The following is a 19,169-nucleotide window of genomic DNA, read 5'->3' as shown; positions in this document are numbered from 1 at the left end:
GATACACCAGTCCGGAATGAGTCCTTCCGCCCATCCTTGGGGACACTCGGCCACTGCGGCCGCGACCAAGGAGAGCTCGGTGGACAACCACGACGGTCGCGACGCCGGAACGATCCGGCTCGACGATCCCTGGTACGACGCGCTGGCCGCAGGCTGGGGCGAGGACGTGGACGAGGGTGAGGTCGGGCGCGCGGGCGAGGAGCCCGGACCGGGCCCGGAGCGGGACGGGGAGCACACGGCCCGCACGGCGGCCGAGATCTACCTGGAGGTGCAGCGCAGCCCCGCCTTCCAGGAGGTCCGCCTCCGCTACCGCCGCTTCGTGGTCCCCGCGACCGGGGCCTTCCTGCTCTGGTACGTCGCCTACGTGGTCGCCGCCACCGCCGCCCCCGGCCTGATGGCCCGGCCGGTGTTCGGCACGGTCAACGTGGCGCTGCTGGCGGGGCTCGGCCAGTTCCTCAGCACCTTCCTGCTGACCTGGGCGTACGCCCGGCACGCCCGGCTGCGACGGGACCGCGCCGCACTCGACCTGCGCTGGACGGTGTTCGACCGGGAGCACGCCCGGGAGGCCGGCCGGTGACCGCCGAGCACCAGACCCTCGCCCTCGTCCTGTTCAGCCTCTTCATCGCCGTCACCCTGGGCATCACCACCTGGGTCAGCCGCCACCGGCAGGGCTCGGCGGAGGAGTTCTACGCGGGCGGCCGCCTGTTCTCCCCCCTGGAGAACGGTTTCGCCATCGCCGGCGACTACATGTCGGCCGCCTCCTTCCTGGGCATCTCCGGCCTGATCGCCCTGTTCGGCTATGACGGCATGCTCTACTCCGTGGGCTTCCTCGTCGCCTGGCTGGTGGTGCTCTTCCTGGTCGCCGAGCTGGTCCGCAACTGCGGCCGGTTCACCCTCGCCGACGTGGTCGCCGCGCGGATGAGCGAGCGGCCGGTCCGGATCGCCGCCGGCGCCTCCTCCGTCACCGTCTCCGTCCTCTACCTGGTCGCCCAGATGGTCGGCGCGGGCAGCCTGGTCGGGCTGCTGCTCGGCGGCGGCAGCGCGGCCGCCCGCACCTGGACGGTGGTCGGCGTCGGCGCCCTGATGGTGTTCTACGTGTCCTTCGGCGGGATGCGGGCCACCACCTGGATCCAGATCGTCAAGGCCGTCCTGCTGATGGGCGGCGCGATCACCCTCACGGTGCTGGTCCTGCTGCGTTTCCACGGGGACTTCGGCCGTCTGCTGGCCGTCGCCGCCGACCGCAGCGGACACGGCACAGCCTTCCTCGGGCCGGGCCTGCGCTACGGCGGCGACTGGACGGCGCGCTTCGACTTCATCAGCCTCGGCCTGGCCCTGGTGCTCGGCACCGCCGGCCTGCCGCACATCCTGTCCCGCTTCTACACCGTGCCGACCGCCCGGGCGGCCCGCCGCTCGGTGGTCTGGGCGATCGCCCTTATCGGCGGCTTCTACCTGATGACCATCGTGCTGGGCTTCGGGGCGGCCGCGCTGATCGGTCCGGACGCGGTACGGGAGTCCAACGCCTCGGGCAACACGGCGGTACCCCTGCTCGCCGCCTTCCTCGGCGGCGGGGCCGACTCCACCGGGGGTGCGGTGCTGTTCGCCCTGGTGGCCGCGATCGCGTTCGCCACCATCCTCGCCGTGGTCGCGGGGATCACCCTGGCCTCCTCGGCCTCGGTGGCGCACGACCTGTACGCCTCCCTGCGCCGGCGCCACGCGAAGCAGCGCAGTGAGGTGGCGGTGGCCCGGCTGGCAGCCGTGGGCATCGGGGCGGTGGCGATCGGGCTGGGGCTGCTGGCCCAGGACCTCAACGTGGCCTTCCTGGTCGGACTCGCCTTCGCGGTGGCGGCCTCGGCCAACCTGCCGGTGCTGCTGTACTCGCTGTTCTGGAGCGGGTTCACCACCCGGGGCGCGGTGTGGTCCGTCTACGGCGGGCTGGTCCCGGCCGTGCTGCTGGTGCTGGTCTCGCCGGTGGTCTCGGGCAGCCCGGACGCGCTGTTCCCCGGCGTGGACTTCCAGGTCTTCCCGCTCCAGAACCCGGGGATCGTCTCGATCCCGCTGGGCTTCCTGGCGGGCTGGCTCGGCACCGTCACCTCCCGCGAGGCACCGGATCCGGTGAAGTACGCGGAGACGGAGGTCCGCGCGCTGACCGGGGCGGGGGCGGCCTGACCGGCGGGAAAGGACCTACCGGCGCTCGGGCCCGGCCGGGACCCAGGCGTAGCGGTGTTCGGGGCGTCCCGTCTCGCCGTAGCGGAGGGTGAGGCGGACCCGGCCCGCCCGGTCGAGGAGCTTGAGGTACCGCTGGGCGGTCTGCCGGCTGATCCCGGCCCGGTCGGCGATCTGCTGGGCGGAGAGCGGCCCGTCGGCCGTGCGGAGCACCTGCCGGACCAGTTCGGCGGTGGTGGGGGAGTGGCCCTTGGGGAGGTCCACCGGGCCGCCGGCTCCGGCCAGCGCCCCGAAGATCCGGTCGACCTCGGCCTGTTCGGCCTCGCCGCCCTCGTCCAGGGTGCGCCGCAGGGCCGCGTACGCCTCCAGCTTGGCGCGCAGGCCGGCGAAGGTGAACGGCTTGACCAGGTACTGGAGGGCGCCGAGCCGCATGGCCGACTGGACGGTGGCCAGGTCGCGGGCCGCCGTCACCATGATCACGTCGGTCTGCCGGCCGAGCTGGCGCAGCCTGCGGACCAGGTCCAGGCCGTTCCCGTCCGGCAGGTAGTGGTCCAACAGCACCAGGTCCACCCGGTGCCCGCCGAGGAACTCCAGGGCATCGGCCGCGGAATGCGCCCGCCCGGACACGGCGAACCCGGGCACCCGTGCGACGTACGCCGCGTTGATCCGGGCGACGTGTACGTCGTCGTCGACGACCAGGACCTGGATGCTCGCGCCGGTCATCGCAGGGCCTCCGGAAGGACGACGGTGAACTCGGCCCCGCCGTCCCCCGCCTCCCCGGCCCGCGCGCTGCCGCCCTGCCGCTCCGCCAGGCGGCGGACCAGCGGCAGCCCCAGACCGCGCTCCCGGTGGGCCGTGGGCTGCTTGGTGGACCAGCCCTCGGTGAAGATCTCCTCGCGCCGGGCGGCGGGGACCCCCGGCCCGCTGTCGCGCACCCGCAAGACGGCCGTACGGCCCTCCGCGCGCAGTTCCACCTCGACCCGGGCCCCGTCCGATCCCGCCGCCGCGTCCAGGGCGTTGTCCACCAGGTTCCCGAGGATCGTGACGAGCCCGCCGGGGTCCACCAGGCGGTCGGGGAGGAGGGTGGTGCCGGCCAGCCGCAGGGCGACCCCGCGCTCGGCGGCGACCGTGGACTTGCCCACCAGCAGGGCGGCCAGCAGCGGGTCCCGGACCTTCTCGGTGACCTGTTCGGCCGTGCTGCGGTGCACTCCGGCCACCTCGGTGACGTACTCCACGGCCTCCTCGTGGAGGCCGAGCTCCAGCAGCCCGAGGAGGGTGTGCAGGCGGTTGGCGTGCTCGTGGTCCTGGGCGCGCAGGGCGTCGATCAGGCCCCGGGTGGAGTCGAGCTCGCGGCCCAGGTGCTCCAGTTCGGTCCGGTCGCGCAGAGTGGCGACGGCGCCGCCGTCCTCGGTGGGCATCCGGTTCGCGACCAGCACCCGGGGGCCCCGGACGGCGAGCAGGTCGCGGCCGGTGACCCGGCCGGAGAGCACGTCGGTGGTGCGGCCGGGGCCGAGCACCTCCTCCACCGGGCGGCCGGCGAGGGCTCCGGGGTCGAGGCCGAGCAGCCGGGCCGCCTCGTCGTTGACCAGCCGGATGCGGCCGTCGCGGTCGAGGGCGACCACGCCCTCGCGGATGGAGTGGAGCATCGCCTCGCGCTCCGCGAGGAGTCCGGAGATATCGGAGAAGGCCAGGTCACGGGTCTGCCGCTGGATCCTGCGGGAGATCAGCCAGGCGGCCAGCGCGCCCACGGAGAGCGCGCCGCCCGCGAGGGCGAGCAGGCCGGGGATGGCGCCGAGCAGCCGGTCGCGGACGCTGTCGTAGGCGATGCCGACCGAGACGGCGCCGACGATCTCCCCGTCCGCGGCGAGCAGCGGTACCTTGCCACGGGCCGAGCGGCCCAGGGTGCCCTCGTCGATCTCCATCACCTCGTGGCCGGCCAGGGCCCGGCCCGGGTCGGTGGAGACGGGCAGCCCGATCCTCCCGGGGCTCGGGTGGGAGCGGCGGATGCCGTTCCGGTCGAGGACGACGACGTACTCGGCGCCGGTGGCGCGGCGGATGCGTTCGGCTGCGGCCTGCACCGGGCTGTCCGGGGTGGCGGTGGAATCCAGCAGGCCGGCCGCGACGGCCGGGTCGGCGGCGGTGCTCTGGGCGATGGCGAGGGCGCGCCGCATCGCCTGGTCGTCGAGCTGGGCGCCGAGCGGGGCCAGGAACAGCCCGGTGGCCAGCACGGCGACCCCGGCGGCGATGGCCAGCTGGGTCAGCAGGATCTGGGAGACCGCCCGCCGGGGGAACCGCAGGGGGGCGCGCCATGTGCTCATGGCGTCCCACGGTAAGCCGATTGGCTCCCGGGGGGAATCCGTGGCTCCGGGCGGCCGTCCAGCCCTGGCCGGTGCCCGGCCAGGGGCCGTCCCCGTTCGGGGCGGTCCCCGGCGTACCGGGTCTGCGGGCCGGTCGTGGCTGGTCGGGCAGTTCCCCGTGCCTCTGACGGGGCGCAGCTCGCGCCGTCAGGGGAGGGGCTGGGGCGGGAGGGGGCCGGTGTAGTGGCCGGTGGGGCGCATGCGGAGGGGGCGTTCGCCGTACTCCTCCAGGGCGTGGGCGATCCAGCCGGCGGTGCGGGCCACCGCGAACACGGTCTCCCCGGCCTCCGCGGACATCCCGTGGGAGACGGTCAGCACGGCGAGCGCCAGGTCGACATTGGCGTGCAGCCCGCGGCCCTGGCGGGCGGTGACCGCCACGACCTCGTGTGCGGCGGCCAGGGCTGGCGCTGCGGCTCCGAGGTCCGCGAGGCGGGCGAACAGCGCGCTGGCGCGGGGGTCCTCGCCCTGGTAGAGGCGGTGCCCGAGCCCCGGCACCCGGCGGCCGGTCCGCAGGTGGTCGGCGACCACGGGGGCGGCCCCGCCGCGCTCCACCACCTCCAGCAGCATCCGGTGGGCCAGTGGCCCCGCCCCTCCGTGCAGGGGGCCTTCGAGCGCGCCGAGCCCGGCCGAGACGCAGGCGTAGGGGTGGGCCCGGGACGAGGCCGCGACCCGGACGGCGAGGGTGGAGGCGGCGAGGTCGTGGTCGGTGAGCAGGGCCAGCGCGAGATCGAGGACGGCCACGGCCGCCGGGTCGTGCGGGAGCCCGGTGAGGCGCGGCCAGAGCTCCCCGGCCAGTCCGGTCCCGGTGGGCCCTTCCCCGGCCGGCGGCTCGGTGCCGAGCACCGGCAGGGAGCCGACCAGGGTCGGGATCAGGCCCCGGGCCGCTCCGAGCACCGATTCCTCCGACAGGTCGAAGCGCAGTGGGTCCGCCACCGCCGCGGCCGCCGTCGCCACTCGCAGCCGGTCCACCGGACCGCTGTGTTCCGGCAGGGCCGCCACCGCGCGGCGGGCGGCGGCCAGCAGCCCGGGCGGGGCCGTGAAGCGGGTGCCCCGCGGCAGCCGCCCGGTCCACAGCCACTCGGCGACCTCCTCGTAGGTGTGCCGGCCGGCCAGTTCGACGGCGTCCACGCCGCGGAACCAGTAGCGGTCCGGCTCGATGAGGGTCAGCGCGGTGCGGACGGACAGCTCGCCGGGCGGGGCGGCCGCCTCCCGGCGGTTGCGCCGGGCCAGCGCGGCGACCTCGGCGGCGTCGAAGGTGCTGCCCCGGCCCACCGGGTCGCGCCGGCTGCCGAGCAGGCCGCGGCTGACGTACGCGTACACCGTCGCCGGTTTCACGCCGAGCAGTTCGGCGGCCTCGCGGGTGGTGAGCCGGTCAGTCATGAACCCAGGCTACATATATTGATTCAATCAAGATTGACGAGGACTGCATCAAGCATGGATGGTCGAATCATGAATGCAGCCACCACTCAATCCGCCACCGGAACCGCCGCCGGAACCGCCACCCGGGCAGAGGTCATCGCTCCCCGCGGACTCGCGGGCGTCGTCGTCACCGAGACCGCCCTCGGCGACGTCCGGGGCCGCGAGGGCTTCTATCACTACCGCCAGTACTCGGCCGTCGAACTGGCCGAGCGCCGGGGCTTCGAGGACGTCTGGCACCTGATGTTCCGCGGCACCCTGCCCGGCCCCGCCGAGCGGGCCGCCTTCGCCGCCGAGCTGGCCCCGCTGCGCCGGCTCCCCGAGGACGTGCAGCGGGCCCTGCCCGCGCTCGCCCGGTCCACCTCCGCCTCCGGCCCGCTCGCCGGCCTGCGCACCGCGCTGTCGCTGCTCGGCGCCTCGGCCGGGTTCCGCCCGCTGTACGACCTCGACCCGGCCCGCCGGGCCGCCGACGCCCTGGCCGCCTGTGCCGCCGTACCCACCCTGCTCACCGCACTGCACCGGCTCGGACAGGGCCTGGAGCCGGTGGCGCCGCGCGATGACCTGGCCTACGCCGCCAACTACCTGTACATGCTCACCGGCGAGGAGCCCGACCCGGTCCGGGCCAGGGCGGTCGAGCGCTACCTGATCTCCACCGTGGACCACGGCTTCAACGCCTCCACCTTCACCGCCCGCGTGATCGCCTCCACCGGAGCGGACGTGGCGGCCTGCCTCACCGGCGCGATCGGCGCGCTCTCCGGGCCGCTGCACGGCGGGGCGCCCAGCCGGGCCCTGGACACCCTCGACGCGATCGGCAGCGCGGACCGGATCGACCAGTGGATCCGCGAACGGGTGCGGGCCGGGGAGCGGATCATGGGGTTCGGTCACCCGGTGTACCGCACCGAGGACCCGCGCTCCCGGATGCTGCGGGAGATCGCGCGGGACTTCGGCGGCCCGCTGGTCGATTTCGCGGTGCAGGTCGAGGAGCGGGTCGAGGCGATCCTCGCCGAGCTCAAGCCGGGCCGCGAACTGCACACCAACGTCGAGTTCTACGCCGGGGTGGTCATGGAGCTGTGCGGTCTGCCGCGCGAGATGTTCACACCGACCTTCTGCGTGGCGCGGGTGGTCGGCTGGAGTGCGAACGTCCTGGAGCAGGCGGCCGACTCGAAGATCATCCGCCCGGCCGCCCGCTACGTCGGCCCCACCCCGCCCCAGCCCGTGCCGGCGGCCGGCTGACTACGATCGTCCGGGTGAACAGCAGCGCCCGGGCGGACAGCAGGCAGCCCATCCCCGTCGTGGTCCTCGCCGGATTCCTCGGTTCCGGCAAGACCACCCTGCTCAACCACCTCCTCCGGGCCGCCCGGGGTACCCGGATCGGGGTGGTGGTCAACGACTTCGGCTCCATCGAGATCGACGCGATGAAGGTCGCCGGCCAGGTCGGCGACTCCATGGTGTCGCTCGGCAGCGGCTGCCTGTGCTGCGCGGTGGACGGCAGCGAACTCGACGTCTACCTCGGGAAGCTCTCGCAGCCGCAGCACCGCATCGACGTGATCGTCATCGAGGCGAGCGGGCTGGCCGAGCCGCAGGAGATCGTCCGCATGCTGATGGCCAGTGAGAACCCCGCCATCCGGTACGGCGGCATGGTCGAGGTGGTGGACGCCGCCGAGTTCGACGCCACCCGGGAGCGGCACCCGGAGACCGACCGCCACCTCGCCGTGGCCGACCTCGTCGTGCTCAACAAGACCGACCGCGTGGACCCGGCCGGACTCGCCCGCATCGAAGGGGTGCTGGCGGGCCTGTGCCCCGGCATCCCGGTGCTCCCCGCCGACCACGGGCGCATCGATCCGGAGGTCCTCTTCGACCGGCGGGCGTGGACCGCGACCCGGGGCCAGCTGTCCTTCGAGGACCTGCTCGCGGAGGCCGAGGAGGACGAGGGGCACGAGGGGCATGCCCACGCGCAGTACGAGAGCACCGAGTTCGCGGCGGACGGGGCGCTGAGCCCGCGCCGGTTCATCGACTTCCTCGACGGCCGCCCGCCCGGTCTGTACCGGGTCAAGGGGTACGTGTACTTCGGCGTCCCCGGGCACGAGGAGAAGTACGAGGTCCATGCGGTGGGCCGGTTCCTCCGGTTCGCTCCGCACCCCTGGGGCCGGACCGAGCCACGCCGGACCCAGCTGGTGATGATCGGCTCCGGAACCGACGCGGCCGCCCTGCTCGCCGGGCTGGAGGCCTGCCGGGAGCCCGAGCCGGGCCGTCTGCACCCCGACACCATGTGGGGCGTGCTGCGGTACGTACGCCAGGAGCAGGAGCAGGAGCAGGAGCAGGAGCAGGAAGCGGATCCGGGGGCCGTCGAGGAGGGTCAGGCCACCTCGACGCCGTAGTCGCCCAGCAGCTCCGCCAGGCCGCCCCGGTAGCCACGGCCGCCGGCCACGAAGTCCCAGTCGCCGTTCGCCCGGCGGCGGAACGAGCCGAGGGCGAGCGCGGTCTCGCCCGGCCGGCCCTCGCCCACCGTCAGCCGGTCCAGTTCCTCGCCGGCCGGGCCGAGCAGCCGTACGTACGCCGCCGAGAATCCGGCGAGGTCGCCCGCCGGGGCTTCCTCCGGGTCGACGGCGGCGACCAGCACCACCCGGTCGGCCCGGTCCGGGAGGTGGTCGAAGGCCACCTCCACCGCCGCACGGTCCGGCGCGGCCTGCGGCCGGGCCCGCACCGAGCCGTCGGGGGTGCTCGGGTTGTTGAAGAACACCAGGTGCTCCTCGGTCAGCACCTCGCCGCCGCGGCAGACCAACGCGCACACGTCGATCGGGACGGCACCCGACCAGTTCAGCCCGAGCACGTTGAACGCGTCCGCCGGTATGAGCGCCGCGGCGGGCGGGGAACCCGCGGGCCCCGGCACCGCGACCGCGGGCATCGCGGCCACGGTGGGCGCCGTGGACACCGAGGGGAACGCGGGGGCGGCCGGGGGAGCGGAGGGCATCGCGGGCGGCGCGGGCGGGAGCGGAACCGGGGCGAGGGGCACCGCGGCCAGGGTCGGGGCCCAGGCGTCCGCGGGGCCCGCCGGGGCGGGCGTACCGGCCGGGGCGGGCGCGCCCGCCGGTGCCGTCGGCGCCGGGCCCGGCTGCCGTCCCGCCGGGCCGCCGCCCAGCCGGCCGCGCAGTCCGTGCCGGTGCAGCAGCTCGACCAGGTCCGGCCCGGACACCAGCTCCAGCGGTTTGCCCTCGGCGAACCGGTGCGAGGAGGGACCGAACGACGAGGTGGTGACCAGGACGCCCTTGTTCGCGCCGCGGTCCTGGACCGTCCCGAAGAGGTCCCGGACCGCTGTCGGCGGCACCGTGTTCCGGTAGCGCTTGACCTGCACCACGATCCGCCCGCCGCGGATCGGTGCCGGGTCCACCGCCTCGACGTCCACCCCGCCGTCTCCGGACCGCTGGGTGGTCACCGCCTCCATGCCCATCGCCCGGAACAGCTCCGCGACCAGGTCCTCGAACGCGATCGGGTCCATGGCGAACAGATCGGGCTCCGGCCCGCCGTGCCCGCCGCCCGCGGCCCCGGCGGCTCCAGGGGCCCCGGCGGCTCCCGCGGACCCGGCGATCGGACCGGGTGCACCGCCCGCCCGCCCGGCGCCGCGGCCCGCCTCCGCGGCCGGCAGCACGGGCCGTACGGCCGTCTGCTGGTCGGGGCGCGCCGACAGCTGCCCGCGGAGTTCCCCCACCAGGCAGTCCACCGCGCTCACCTGCTCCAGGTGCAGACCGGCCACCGCGGCACGGGCGGCCTGCACGGTCGCCAGGTAGATCCGGGCCGGTCGCCCGGTCGCCGGATCGTGCCCGTCCAGGAAGCCGTTGACCACGACCTCGTCCAGTACGCCGGACTCGTCCGCCGCGAACGCCCGGTGCACGACGAGCAGCACGCACTGCGCGAGCACGTCCCGGTACAGCTCGCGCCGCTGGGTGACCGGGCGGGTGGTCTCCTTGTCCTGGTCCGTGCTCGGCACGTACCGCACGGCCCTGGCCTCCGGCACCACCTCGAAGCCGGGCAGCTCCCAGTCCACCACCAGCCGCCGGGACGCCGGGTCGTAGCCGGCCTCGTGCTCCAGGGGCAGCTCCTGCGGCCATCCCGGGGCGGATTCCAGGGCTTCGGAGAAGTGGTCCGCGACGGCCTCGGGGTCCCCGGCGAGCAGGGCGCCGGCCCGGCCGGCCAGTGCCGCGTTGTGCCGGCGGATCTCGGCGAGGCGCTGCTCCGCCCACCGGTCGTACTGCCTCCGGAGCGCTTCGAGTTGCCGCTGCCGTTCGGTCTCCGCGGCGTGTGCCGCCTGCCAGGCCTGGGTGTAGCGGGCGTGCGCCTCGCGCTCGGCCCGCTGCCGCTGCCCCGAGGTCAGCGACCAGCCCGACTGCGCCTGGAAGTGGGCCAGCTGGGGCATCGGCACCGGCTGCGCGAGGTGTCCGGGGTCGAAGGGTTCCACCTGCTCCGGGAGCCGCTGCGCGCCGCCGGCGCGGTAGGCGGGGGCGCGGCAGCCGGCGGCCAGCAGTCCGCGCAGGGCCTCGGCCCTGGCTTCCAGCTCTTCGGTGCGGCGCTGGGCCTCGGCCGCGCGGTGCCTCCGGTAGACGGTCTCCTGCTGCCGCAGGCTCCGTGCGACCTCGCGCTCGTACGCGCGCTGCTGTCGCTCCGCCTCCTGCTGCTGTCGCTGGATGGCTGCCCAGGTCTGCAGCGGACCGTTCGAACGGCGGCTCATCAGCGGCTCTCCCCCCACCGGCAGCGGCGACGACACGAAGGCCGACTGCTCACAAAGACCTTAACGGCCCGAAACGGGACGCGGACCACCCGGACGGAACCGGACCCCGGACGGAACCGGACCCCCGGAAGCATCCCGACCCACCCGGACCGCGCGGACCGGCCGGTCCACCCGGACCCACCCGGACCGCCCGGCCGTCCGGACCGGCCGTGGCGGCGCGGCCACGGACGGTCCGGCGGGCAGGTCCGGTACGGCGGTCAGAGCAGTCCGCCCGCCACCACGTCCACCGGCTTCGCCAGGGGCGCGCCCGAGCCGTCCCGCCGCGGGTCCGGCTCCGGCAGGTCCACCGGGGTGCCGTTGGCCGCGGCGCCGCGGGCCGGGGCGTGGCCCGCCCAGGCCAGTACCAGTCCGTCCTCACCCTTCAGGAACCGCTGGCAGCGCACACCGCCGGTGGCCCGGCCCTTGCGCGGGTACTGGTCGAACGGGGTCAGCTTGGCCGTGGAGACCGAGCCGTCCAGGGTGCCCTGCCCACTGGCGACCGTGAAGACGTAGGCCTCCGCCGCCGGGTCCACCGCCGAGAAATGGATCACCTTGGCGCCGTCGGCGAGCTTGATGCCCGCCATGCCGCCCGCCGGGCGGCCCTGCGGGCGCACCTGGCCGGCCGGGTAGCGCAGCAGCTGGGCGTCGTCGGTGATGAAGACCAGGTCCTCCTCACCGGTGCGCAGCTCCACCGCGCCGACGATCCGGTCGCCCTCCTTGAGGGTGATGACCTCCAGCTCCTCCTTGTTGGCCGGGTAGTCCGGCACCACCCGCTTGACCACGCCCTGCTCGGTGCCCAGCGCCAGGCCCTGGGAGTTCGCCTCGTCCAGCGAGGTCAGGCAGACCACCTTCTCGTCCGGCTCCAGGCCGGACAGGAACTCGCTGAGCGGGGCGCCGCCCGCCAGGTTGGGCGTGGAGGCCGTGTCGGGCAGCTGGGGCAGGTCGATCACCGCGATGCGCAGCAGCCGGCCGGCCGAGGTCACGGCCCCGACGTCCGCCCGGGCCGTCGCCGTGACCTGGGAGACGATCAGGTCGTGCTTGCTGCGTCGGCCGTCGCCCTCGGGCAGCGGCGCGGCCGTCACCGTACGGGCCAGCAGGCCCGTCGAGGACAGCAGCACGCGGCAGGGGTCGTCCGCGACCTCCAGCGGCACCGTCGCCACCGGCGCGCCCGCCGACTCCAGCAGCACCGTGCGCCGCTCGGTGCCGAACTTCTTCGCCACCGAGGCCAGTTCGGAGCTGACCAGCTTGCGCAGCTCGCTGTCCGACTCCAGGATCCGGGTGAGCTCCTCGATCTCGGTGTTCAGCCGGTCGCGCTCCGACTCCAGCTCCAGCCGGTCGAACTTGGTGAGCCGGCGCAGCGGGGTGTCGAGGATGTACTGGGTCTGCACCTCGCTCAGCGAGAAGCGCTCCATCAGGCGCTCCTTGGCCTGCGCCGAGTTCTCGCTCTCCCGGATCAGCGCGATGACCTCGTCGATGTCGAGCAGCGCCACCAGCAGGCCCTCGACCAGGTGCAGCCGGTCGCGGCGCTTGCCGCGGCGGAACTCGCTGCGCCGCCGCACCACGTCGAAGCGGTGGTCGAGGTAGACCTCCAGCAGCTCCTTCAGACCCAGGGTCAGCGGCTGCCCGTCGACCAGCGCCACGTTGTTGATGCCGAAGGACTCCTCCATCGGCGTCAGCTTGTAGAGCTGCTCCAGCACGGCCTCCGGGTGGAAGCCGTTCTTGACCTCGATGACCAGGCGCAGGCCGTGCGCGCGGTCGGTGAGGTCCTTGACGTCCGCGATGCCCTGCAGCTTCTTCGAGCCGACCAGGTCCTTGATCTTCGCGATGACCTTCTCGGGGCCGACCGTGAACGGCAGCTCCGTCACGACCAGGCCCTTGCGGCGGGCCGTCACGTCCTCCACGGACACCGTCGCGCGGATCTTGAAGGTGCCGCGGCCGTTCTCGTACGCGTCCTTGATCCCGGCCAGGCCCACGATGCGGCCGCCGGTCGGCAGGTCCGGGCCCGGGACGAAGCGCATCAGCGCCTCCAGGTCCGCCTGCGGGTACCGGATCAGGTGCCGGGCCGCCGCGATGACCTCGCCCAGGTTGTGCGGGGGCATGTTGGTGGCCATGCCGACCGCGATGCCGGAGGCGCCGTTCACCAGCAGGTTCGGGTACGCCGCGGGCAGGGCGACCGGCTCCCGCTCCTGGCCGTCGTAGTTCGGCGTGAAATCGACCGTGTCCTCGTCGATGGACTCGGTCATCAGCGAGGTCGCGTCGGCCATCCGGCACTCGGTGTACCGCATCGCGGCCGGCGGGTCGTCGTTGCCCAGCGAGCCGAAGTTGCCGTGGCCGTCGACCAGCGGCAGCCGCATGGAGAAGGGCTGCGCCATGCGCACCAGGGCGTCGTAGATCGAGGCGTCGCCGTGCGGGTGCAGCTTGCCCATGACCTCGCCGACGACGCGGGCGCACTTGACGTATCCGCGGTCGGGGCGCAGTCCCATCTCGTTCATCTGGTACACGATCCGGCGGTGCACCGGCTTCATGCCGTCCCGCGCGTCCGGCAGGGCACGCGAGTAGATCACCGAGTACGCGTACTCGAGGAAGGAGCCCTGCATTTCGTCGACGACGTCGATGTCGAGGATCTTCTCCTCGAAATCCTCCGGCGGCGGGGTCTTCGTGCTGCGGCGGGCCATCGCTGCGGCGCTCCTTAACCATGACGGGGGTCTGACGCGGACCATTGTGGCCCTACGCACCGACAACGCCGACTCCGACCCAGGGGGAGCCGCCGCGCGGGGCAGCTCCGGAACCGTACCCGGCGCCCCCGGCGGGGTCGCCGGCCGCCGGGAACTTCTCCGGCTGTCGGTGCGCTTGCATACAGTGACAGGTCTGACGGAAATCCCAGCATCGCGATCGAAGGGACCACATGCCCATGGGTCACACGGCCACCGAGCAGACCGCCTCCGGCGGCCTGACAGCGACCGAGCACCGGCTGGCCAACGGCCTGCGCGTGGTGCTCTCCGAGGACCACCTGACGCCGGTGGCCGCGGTCTGCCTGTGGTACGACGTCGGCTCCCGGCACGAAGTCAAGGGGCGTACCGGCCTGGCTCACCTCTTCGAGCACCTGATGTTCCAGGGCTCGGCGAGCGTGAAGGGCAACGGCCACTTCGAGCTCGTCCAGGGCGCCGGCGGCTCCCTCAACGGCACCACCAGCTTCGAGCGCACCAACTACTTCGAGACGATGCCCACCCACCAGCTGGAGCTCGCGCTCTGGCTGGAGGCGGACCGGATGGGTTCGCTGCTGGCCGCCCTGGACGACGAGTCCATGGAGAACCAGCGCGATGTCGTCAAGAACGAGCGCCGCCAGCGGTACGACAACGTCCCGTACGGCACGGCCTTCGAGAAGCTGACGGCCATGGCCTACCCCGACGGTCACCCGTACCACCACACCCCGATCGGCTCGATGGCCGACCTGGACGCGGCCTCCCTGGAGGACGCCCGCGCGTTCTTCCGCACGTACTACGCGCCGAACAACGCGGTGCTCTCGGTCGTCGGCGACATCGACCCCGAGCAGACCCTCGCCTGGATCGAGAAGTACTTCGGCAGCATCCCGGCGCACGACGGCAAGCAGCCGCCGCGCGACGGCACGCTGCCCGAGACCATCGGCGGGCAGCTGCGCCAGGAGCTCGTCGAGGAGGTGCCCGCCCGGGCCCTGATGGCCGCCTACCGGCTGCCCCACGACGGCACCCGCGAGTGCGACGCCGCCGACGTGGCGCTGACCATCCTCGGTGGCGGCGAGTCCTCCCGGCTCCACAACCGCCTGGTGCGCCGGGACCAGACGGCCGTCGCGGCCGGCTTCGGCATGCTGCGGCTGGCCGGCGCGCCCTCGCTGGGCTGGCTGGACGTGAAGATCTCCGGCGGGGTGGAGACCCCCGTCATCGAGGCCGCCGTGGACGAGGAGCTCGCCCGGTTCGCCGCCGAGGGCCCCACGGCCGAGGAGATGGAGCGCGCCCAGGCCCAGCTGGAGCGCGAATGGCTGGACCGGCTGGGCACGGTGGCCGGCCGAGCCGACGAACTCTGCCGGTTCGCGGTGCTGTTCGGGGACCCGCAGCTGGCGCTGACCGCCGTCCAGCGGGTGCTCGACATCACCGCCGAGGAGGTGCAGGCCGTGGCCGCGGCCCGGCTGCGCCCCGACAACCGGGCGGTGCTGGCCTACGAGCCGCTGACGGCCGAGGACGAGGACGAGGACGACGCCGGGGACGCGGAGGCCGGTGCCGCCGGCGCCGCCGATTCCGGGAACGACGAGAACGAGGGGGCGGAGCAGTGAGCGACACCGCAGCCGTCACGATGACCTTCCACCCGCAGCCGCAGGCCGGCGCGCCCAAGCCGTGGGCGTTCCCCGCCCCCGAGCGAGCCACCCTGCCCAACGGCCTGACCGTGCTCCGCTGCCACCGCCCCGGCCAGCAGGTGGTGGCCGTCGAGATCTTCCTCGACGCCCCGCTGGACGCCGAGCCCGAGGAACTGGACGGGGTGGCCGCGATCATGGCCCGCGCACTGTCCGAGGGCACCGACAAGCACTCCGCCGAGGAGTTCGCGGCCGCGCTGGAGCGCTGCGGCGCCACCCTGGACGCGCACGCCGACCACCCCGGCGTCCGGGTCTCCCTGGAGGTGCCCGCCTCCCGCCTGCCCAAGGCGCTGGCCCTGCTCGCCGAGGCGCTGCGAGCCCCCGCCTTCGCCGACGGCGAGGTGGACCGGCTGGTCCGCAACCGGCTCGACGAGATCCCGCACGAGCTCGCCAACCCGCAGCGCCGGGCCGCCAAGCAGTTCTACAAGGAGCTGTTCCCGGCCGGCTCGCGGATGTCCCGGCCGCGCCAGGGCACCGAGGAGACCGTCGCCCGGATCGACTCCGCCGCCGTGCGCGCCTTCTACGAGGCCCACGTACGCCCCGCCACCGCCACCGCGGTCGTCGTCGGCGACTACACCGGCATCGACCTGGACGCGGTGCTGGCGGACACCCTGGGCGGCTGGACCGGCGGTACCGCCGCGCCCCGCCCGGTGCCCCCGGTGACCGCCGACGACACCGGCCGCGTGATCATCGTGGACCGGCCCGGCGCGGTGCAGACGCAGCTGCTGATCGGCCGGATCGGGCCGGACCGGCACGACCGCGTGTGGGCGGCCCAGGTGCTGGGCACGTACTGCCTGGGCGGCACCCTGACCTCCCGGTTGGACAAGGTGCTGCGCGAGGAGAAGGGCTACACCTACGGGGTGCGCGCCTTCGGGCAGGTGCTGCGGTCCACCCGGGAGGGCACCGGAGCGGCCATGCTGGCCATCAGCGGCTCCGTGGACACCCCGAACACCGGTCCGGCGCTGCAGGACCTCTGGACGGTGCTGCGGACGCTCGCCGAGGGCGGCCTGACCGATGCCGAACGGGACGTGGCGGTGCAGAACCTGGTGGGCGTGGCCCCGCTGAAGTTCGAGACCGCGGCCTCCGTCGCCGGCACCCTCGCCGACCAGGTCGAGCAGCAGCTCCCGGACGACTTCCAGGCGGAGTTGTACGCGCGGCTGGCCGAAACCGGCACCGTGGAGGCGACGTCGGCCGTGGTCAGCGCCTTCCCGGTGGACCGCCTGGTGACGGTGCTCGTCGGTGACGCGGCGCAGATCGCCGAGCCGGTGCGGGCGTTGGGCATCGGCGAGGTGACCGTGGTCGCCAACTGACCGTGATCACCCGCTGATTGCGGTCGCCGACCGACCGTGCCGGCGACGGCCGGCCGGGTCAGGCCGCCGTCAACTGGGTTTCGGGGCAAGGGGTCCTGGCGCGTTGTCCGCCAGGGCCCCTTTGCGCTTGAATGTCCGGGTTGCGGGTGGGGTTGCCTGTATGTCGTGTGGCGTACGCAACAAAAACCCGTGTCCATTTGGTGATCGAGTGATGATCCGCCTAGCGTCGGTCTCGCTGTCCGTCAGCTGCAACAGCCGCACCCGCGGCACCGGACAGCGATCGCCGAGTCCCCGTCAGGCGCGAGCCTGGGGAGCCGGGGACCCACATCAGTCCCTGGGGTGAATCGGACCGCCTCCGCGCGAGGGGTCCGTAGGAGACCTTCCTGCTCCGAACCCGTCAGCTAACCCGGTAGGCGAGAAGGAAGGAAAGGATCACCCTTTTCATGGGCACTCGTGGCGCCGGCAAGCACCGTGGTTCCAGCCGCCTGACGAAGAAGACCGCCGGCATAGCCGGGATCGCCGCCCTCGCCACCACCGGCGTCATCGGCGCCTTCGCGGCCCCGGCCTTCGCCGCCGACAACGACCACGCGCCGCAGGACGCGGGCCTGAACACGATCAGCGTCGGTGACGACGCGGCCGGCGAGATCGAGGCCCAGGCTGACGCCCAGCAGGCCGCCGCCGAGGCCGCCGCCCTCAAGGCCCAGGCCGAGGCCGAGGCCAAGCAGCGGGCCGCCGAGGCCAAGCGCATGGCCGAGGTCCGTGCGAAGGCGGAGCGCGAGGCCAAGGAGCGCGCCGAGCGCGAGGCCGAGCGGAAGCGGCTGAACACCTTCGTCTCCCCGCTCTCCGACTCCTACGTCTCCACCCAGTACAAGGCGGGCGGCGGCATGTGGTCCTCCGGCAGCCACACCGGCATCGACTTCCACGCGGCCTCCGGCACCGTGGTCCGCGCCGTGGGCATGGGCACCGTCGTCGAGGCGGGCTGGGGCGGCGCCTACGGCAACAACGTGGTCATCAAGCACGCGGACGGCACCTACACCCAGTACGGCCACATGTCCTCGCTGAACGTGCGCGTCGGCCAGCAGGTCACCCCGGGCCAGCAGATCGGCCTGTCCGGCTCCACCGGCAACTCCAGCGGCCCGCACCTGCACTTCGAGGCCCGCACCGGCGCCGACTACGGCTCGGACATCAACCCGATCACGTACCTGCGCCAGCACGGCGTCACCGTCTGACCGGACGAGTCACCGTCTGACCGGACGAGTCACCGTCTGACCGGACGCGTGACCGTCCGACCGGACGCACCGCCCGAAGATTCCAGAAGAAGGCCCCGGCTCACCGAGCCGGGGCCTTCTTCTGTTTTTCCCCTCCGCGCTCGGAAAATTCGGCGCTCTGCCATACAGTTCTTGGACCGGTATCCGATCGGTGCCGGTATCCGTGACGGAATCGGCGGCTCGTAATCAGGCGGAGGTCCGGTCTTGCGTATTCCTGCGCATGCGGTGTGTACGGCAATTCGCGACGATATTGTCGCCGGCGTCTTCGAACCGGGCAGCAGACTCACCGAGGAACTGCTGGCCCGCCGGTACGGGGTCTCCCGGGTCCCGGTCCGCGAGGCGCTGCGCACCCTGGAGTCCGAGGGTTTCGTGATCACCCGGCGGCACGCGGGCGCGTGCGTGGCCGAGCCGACCGTGCAGGAGGCGGCGGACCTGCTGGAACTGCGGATGCTGCTGGAGCCGCTGGCGGCGGCGCGGGCGGCCCGGCGCCGTACGGACGCCCACCTGAAGGTGCTGCGGGGGCTGGTCCGGCTGGGCCAGGAGCGGGCCCGGCAGGGGCAGGGCGAGGACCTGCGGGCGCTGGGCGGCTGGTTCCACGAGACGCTGGCCCAGGCGTCGGCCAGCCCCGGCCTGATCGCGCTGCTGGCGCAGCTGCGGCACAAGGTCGCCTGGATGTTCGCCGTCCAGGCGCCGGTCCGTCCCGTGGAGTCCTGGGCGGAGCACGGTGCGATCGTGGACGCGGTGGCGCGGGGCGACGCGGAGCGGGCCCGTGCCCTGATGGCGGCGCACGCGGAGCGGACGGAGGAGGCGCACCGGCCGCGCCGGCACGGGGCGCGGGCGCGTGCGGTGCGGTGAGGAGTCGGCAACGTGACGTCAACACGGCGGGCGGCGAAATGTAACACCGGCCGTATACAAAGAATGGGCTGCCGGGTGCGCGGCCACTTTGAGTATTTCCGGGCGGTGGCCGGTCCGCGTATTTTCCGGTGCCCCGGAATTCGAGAGAAGCCGGGTATTCTCGCGCCGCCCGTCCCCGCTTTCTCGATTTCACGTCCGCCCGCTCGTTCGAGGCGTACGTGAAATGTGCCGGCGGCGTCGCGTCCGGGGGAATTCACCACATGCCGGAGCCGCGGCTCCCGACCAAGTGGAGCCGCGGCCCTGGGGTGTGCGGGGACCGGAGGGTCAGACCGTCTCGGGGAGTTCCTCCAGGCCTTCGGCCACCAGCTTGGCCAGGCGGTCCAGCGCGACCTCGGCGCCCTCCGCCTCGGAGGCGAGCACGATCTCCTCGCCGCCCTGGGCGCCCAGGCCCAGCACCGCGAGCATGGAACCGGCGTTGACCGGGGTGCCGTCCGCCTTCGCGATCGTCACCGGGATGCCGGAAGCCGTCGCCGCACGGACGAAGATCGAGGCGGGACGAGCGTGCAGGCCCTCGGCCCAGCCGACGTTGACGCGGCGCTCTGCCATGGTGGTTGCCCTTCAGGTTCTGGCGGTTGTCTAGACCAGTCTCTCACG

The 19,169-nt window shown here is 73.8% G+C and carries 14 protein-coding genes and 1 riboswitch; of the genes, 8 read left to right on the top strand and 6 right to left on the bottom strand.

Annotated features, from left to right (window positions below; all coding sequences use genetic code 11):
* The first annotated feature begins 79 nt into the window (after window positions 1-79).
* Together AC067U_RS04905 and AC067U_RS04900 are read left to right on the top strand one after the other, a co-directional pair.
* Complete coding sequence (locus AC067U_RS04905) at window positions 80-577, top strand: DUF485 domain-containing protein (protein WP_478828170.1); 498 nt, start codon at window positions 80-82, stop codon at window positions 575-577.
* The gene (locus AC067U_RS04900; RefSeq protein WP_478828169.1) at window positions 574-2,166 is read left to right on the top strand and encodes a solute symporter family protein; all 1,593 of its coding nucleotides are present in this window, start codon (window positions 574-576) and stop codon (window positions 2,164-2,166) included. Before AC067U_RS04905 ends, AC067U_RS04900 begins: the two co-directional genes overlap by 4 nt.
* A 15-nt stretch (window positions 2,167-2,181) precedes the next feature.
* Here AC067U_RS04900 and AC067U_RS04895 read toward each other — a convergent pair whose 3' ends face one another.
* The 3 genes from AC067U_RS04895 to AC067U_RS04885 form a co-directional block, all read right to left on the bottom strand.
* Window positions 2,182-2,886, bottom strand: coding sequence for a DUF7342 family protein (locus AC067U_RS04895; RefSeq protein ID WP_478828168.1), 705 nt, complete (start codon window positions 2,884-2,886; stop codon window positions 2,182-2,184).
* The gene (locus tag AC067U_RS04890; RefSeq protein WP_478828167.1) at window positions 2,883-4,481 is read right to left on the bottom strand and encodes an ATP-binding protein; all 1,599 of its coding nucleotides are present in this window, start codon (window positions 4,479-4,481) and stop codon (window positions 2,883-2,885) included. The genes AC067U_RS04895 and AC067U_RS04890 overlap by 4 nt, the downstream gene beginning before the upstream one ends.
* A gap of 186 nt (window positions 4,482-4,667) precedes the next feature.
* Window positions 4,668-5,900, bottom strand: coding sequence for a citrate synthase (locus tag AC067U_RS04885; RefSeq protein WP_478828166.1), 1,233 nt, complete (start codon window positions 5,898-5,900; stop codon window positions 4,668-4,670).
* A 69-nt stretch (window positions 5,901-5,969) separates the two neighbouring features.
* Here AC067U_RS04885 and AC067U_RS04880 point away from each other — a divergent pair, with 69 nt between their 5' ends.
* Together AC067U_RS04880 and AC067U_RS04875 are read left to right on the top strand one after the other, a co-directional pair.
* Entirely contained in the window at window positions 5,970-7,169 is a 1,200-nt protein-coding gene (locus tag AC067U_RS04880) for a citrate synthase (RefSeq protein ID WP_478828165.1), read from the top strand.
* A gap of 14 nt (window positions 7,170-7,183) precedes the next feature.
* The gene (locus AC067U_RS04875) at window positions 7,184-8,314 is read left to right on the top strand and encodes a CobW family GTP-binding protein (protein ID WP_478828164.1); all 1,131 of its coding nucleotides are present in this window, start codon (window positions 7,184-7,186) and stop codon (window positions 8,312-8,314) included.
* On the opposite strand, the gene AC067U_RS04870 is transcribed toward AC067U_RS04875, so the two are convergent.
* Together AC067U_RS04870 and AC067U_RS04865 are read right to left on the bottom strand one after the other, a co-directional pair.
* Window positions 8,293-10,659, bottom strand: a complete 2,367-nt coding sequence (locus tag AC067U_RS04870; protein WP_478828163.1) for a restriction endonuclease — start codon at window positions 10,657-10,659, stop codon at window positions 8,293-8,295. The genes AC067U_RS04875 and AC067U_RS04870 overlap by 22 nt on opposite strands.
* 257 nt (window positions 10,660-10,916) lie before the next feature.
* Window positions 10,917-13,373: a DNA gyrase/topoisomerase IV subunit A gene (locus AC067U_RS04865; protein ID WP_478828162.1), complete on the bottom strand. Its 2,457-nt coding sequence runs from the start codon at window positions 13,371-13,373 to the stop codon at window positions 10,917-10,919.
* Between the two features lie 236 nt (window positions 13,374-13,609).
* Between AC067U_RS04865 and AC067U_RS04860 the strand changes: the two genes are divergently transcribed.
* The 4 genes from AC067U_RS04860 to AC067U_RS04845 all read left to right on the top strand — a co-directional run bounded on the left by AC067U_RS04860 (window position 13,610) and on the right by AC067U_RS04845 (window position 18,515).
* Entirely contained in the window at window positions 13,610-15,004 is a 1,395-nt protein-coding gene (locus AC067U_RS04860; RefSeq protein ID WP_478828161.1) for a M16 family metallopeptidase, read from the top strand.
* 20 nt (window positions 15,005-15,024) lie between these two features.
* Entirely contained in the window at window positions 15,025-16,392 is a 1,368-nt protein-coding gene (locus AC067U_RS04855; RefSeq protein ID WP_478828291.1) for a M16 family metallopeptidase, read from the top strand.
* A 271-nt stretch (window positions 16,393-16,663) separates the two neighbouring features.
* Window positions 16,664-16,822: riboswitch (cyclic di-AMP (ydaO/yuaA leader) on the top strand.
* Between the two features lie 13 nt (window positions 16,823-16,835).
* Window positions 16,836-17,621, top strand: coding sequence for a M23 family metallopeptidase (locus AC067U_RS04850; protein WP_478828160.1), 786 nt, complete (start codon window positions 16,836-16,838; stop codon window positions 17,619-17,621).
* Between the two features lie 243 nt (window positions 17,622-17,864).
* Window positions 17,865-18,515: a GntR family transcriptional regulator gene (locus tag AC067U_RS04845; RefSeq protein WP_478828159.1), complete on the top strand. Its 651-nt coding sequence runs from the start codon at window positions 17,865-17,867 to the stop codon at window positions 18,513-18,515.
* Between the two features lie 324 nt (window positions 18,516-18,839).
* Here AC067U_RS04845 and AC067U_RS04840 read toward each other — a convergent pair whose 3' ends face one another.
* Window positions 18,840-19,121, bottom strand: coding sequence for an HPr family phosphocarrier protein (locus AC067U_RS04840; RefSeq protein WP_125647959.1), 282 nt, complete (start codon window positions 19,119-19,121; stop codon window positions 18,840-18,842).
* Between the last annotated feature and the right edge of the window lie 48 nt (window positions 19,122-19,169).

The organism is Streptomyces sp. NPDC043853, assembly GCF_056436025.1.
The sequence above is the reverse complement of the archived record's forward strand: the minus strand, read 5'-3'. Positions and strand labels throughout refer to the sequence as shown.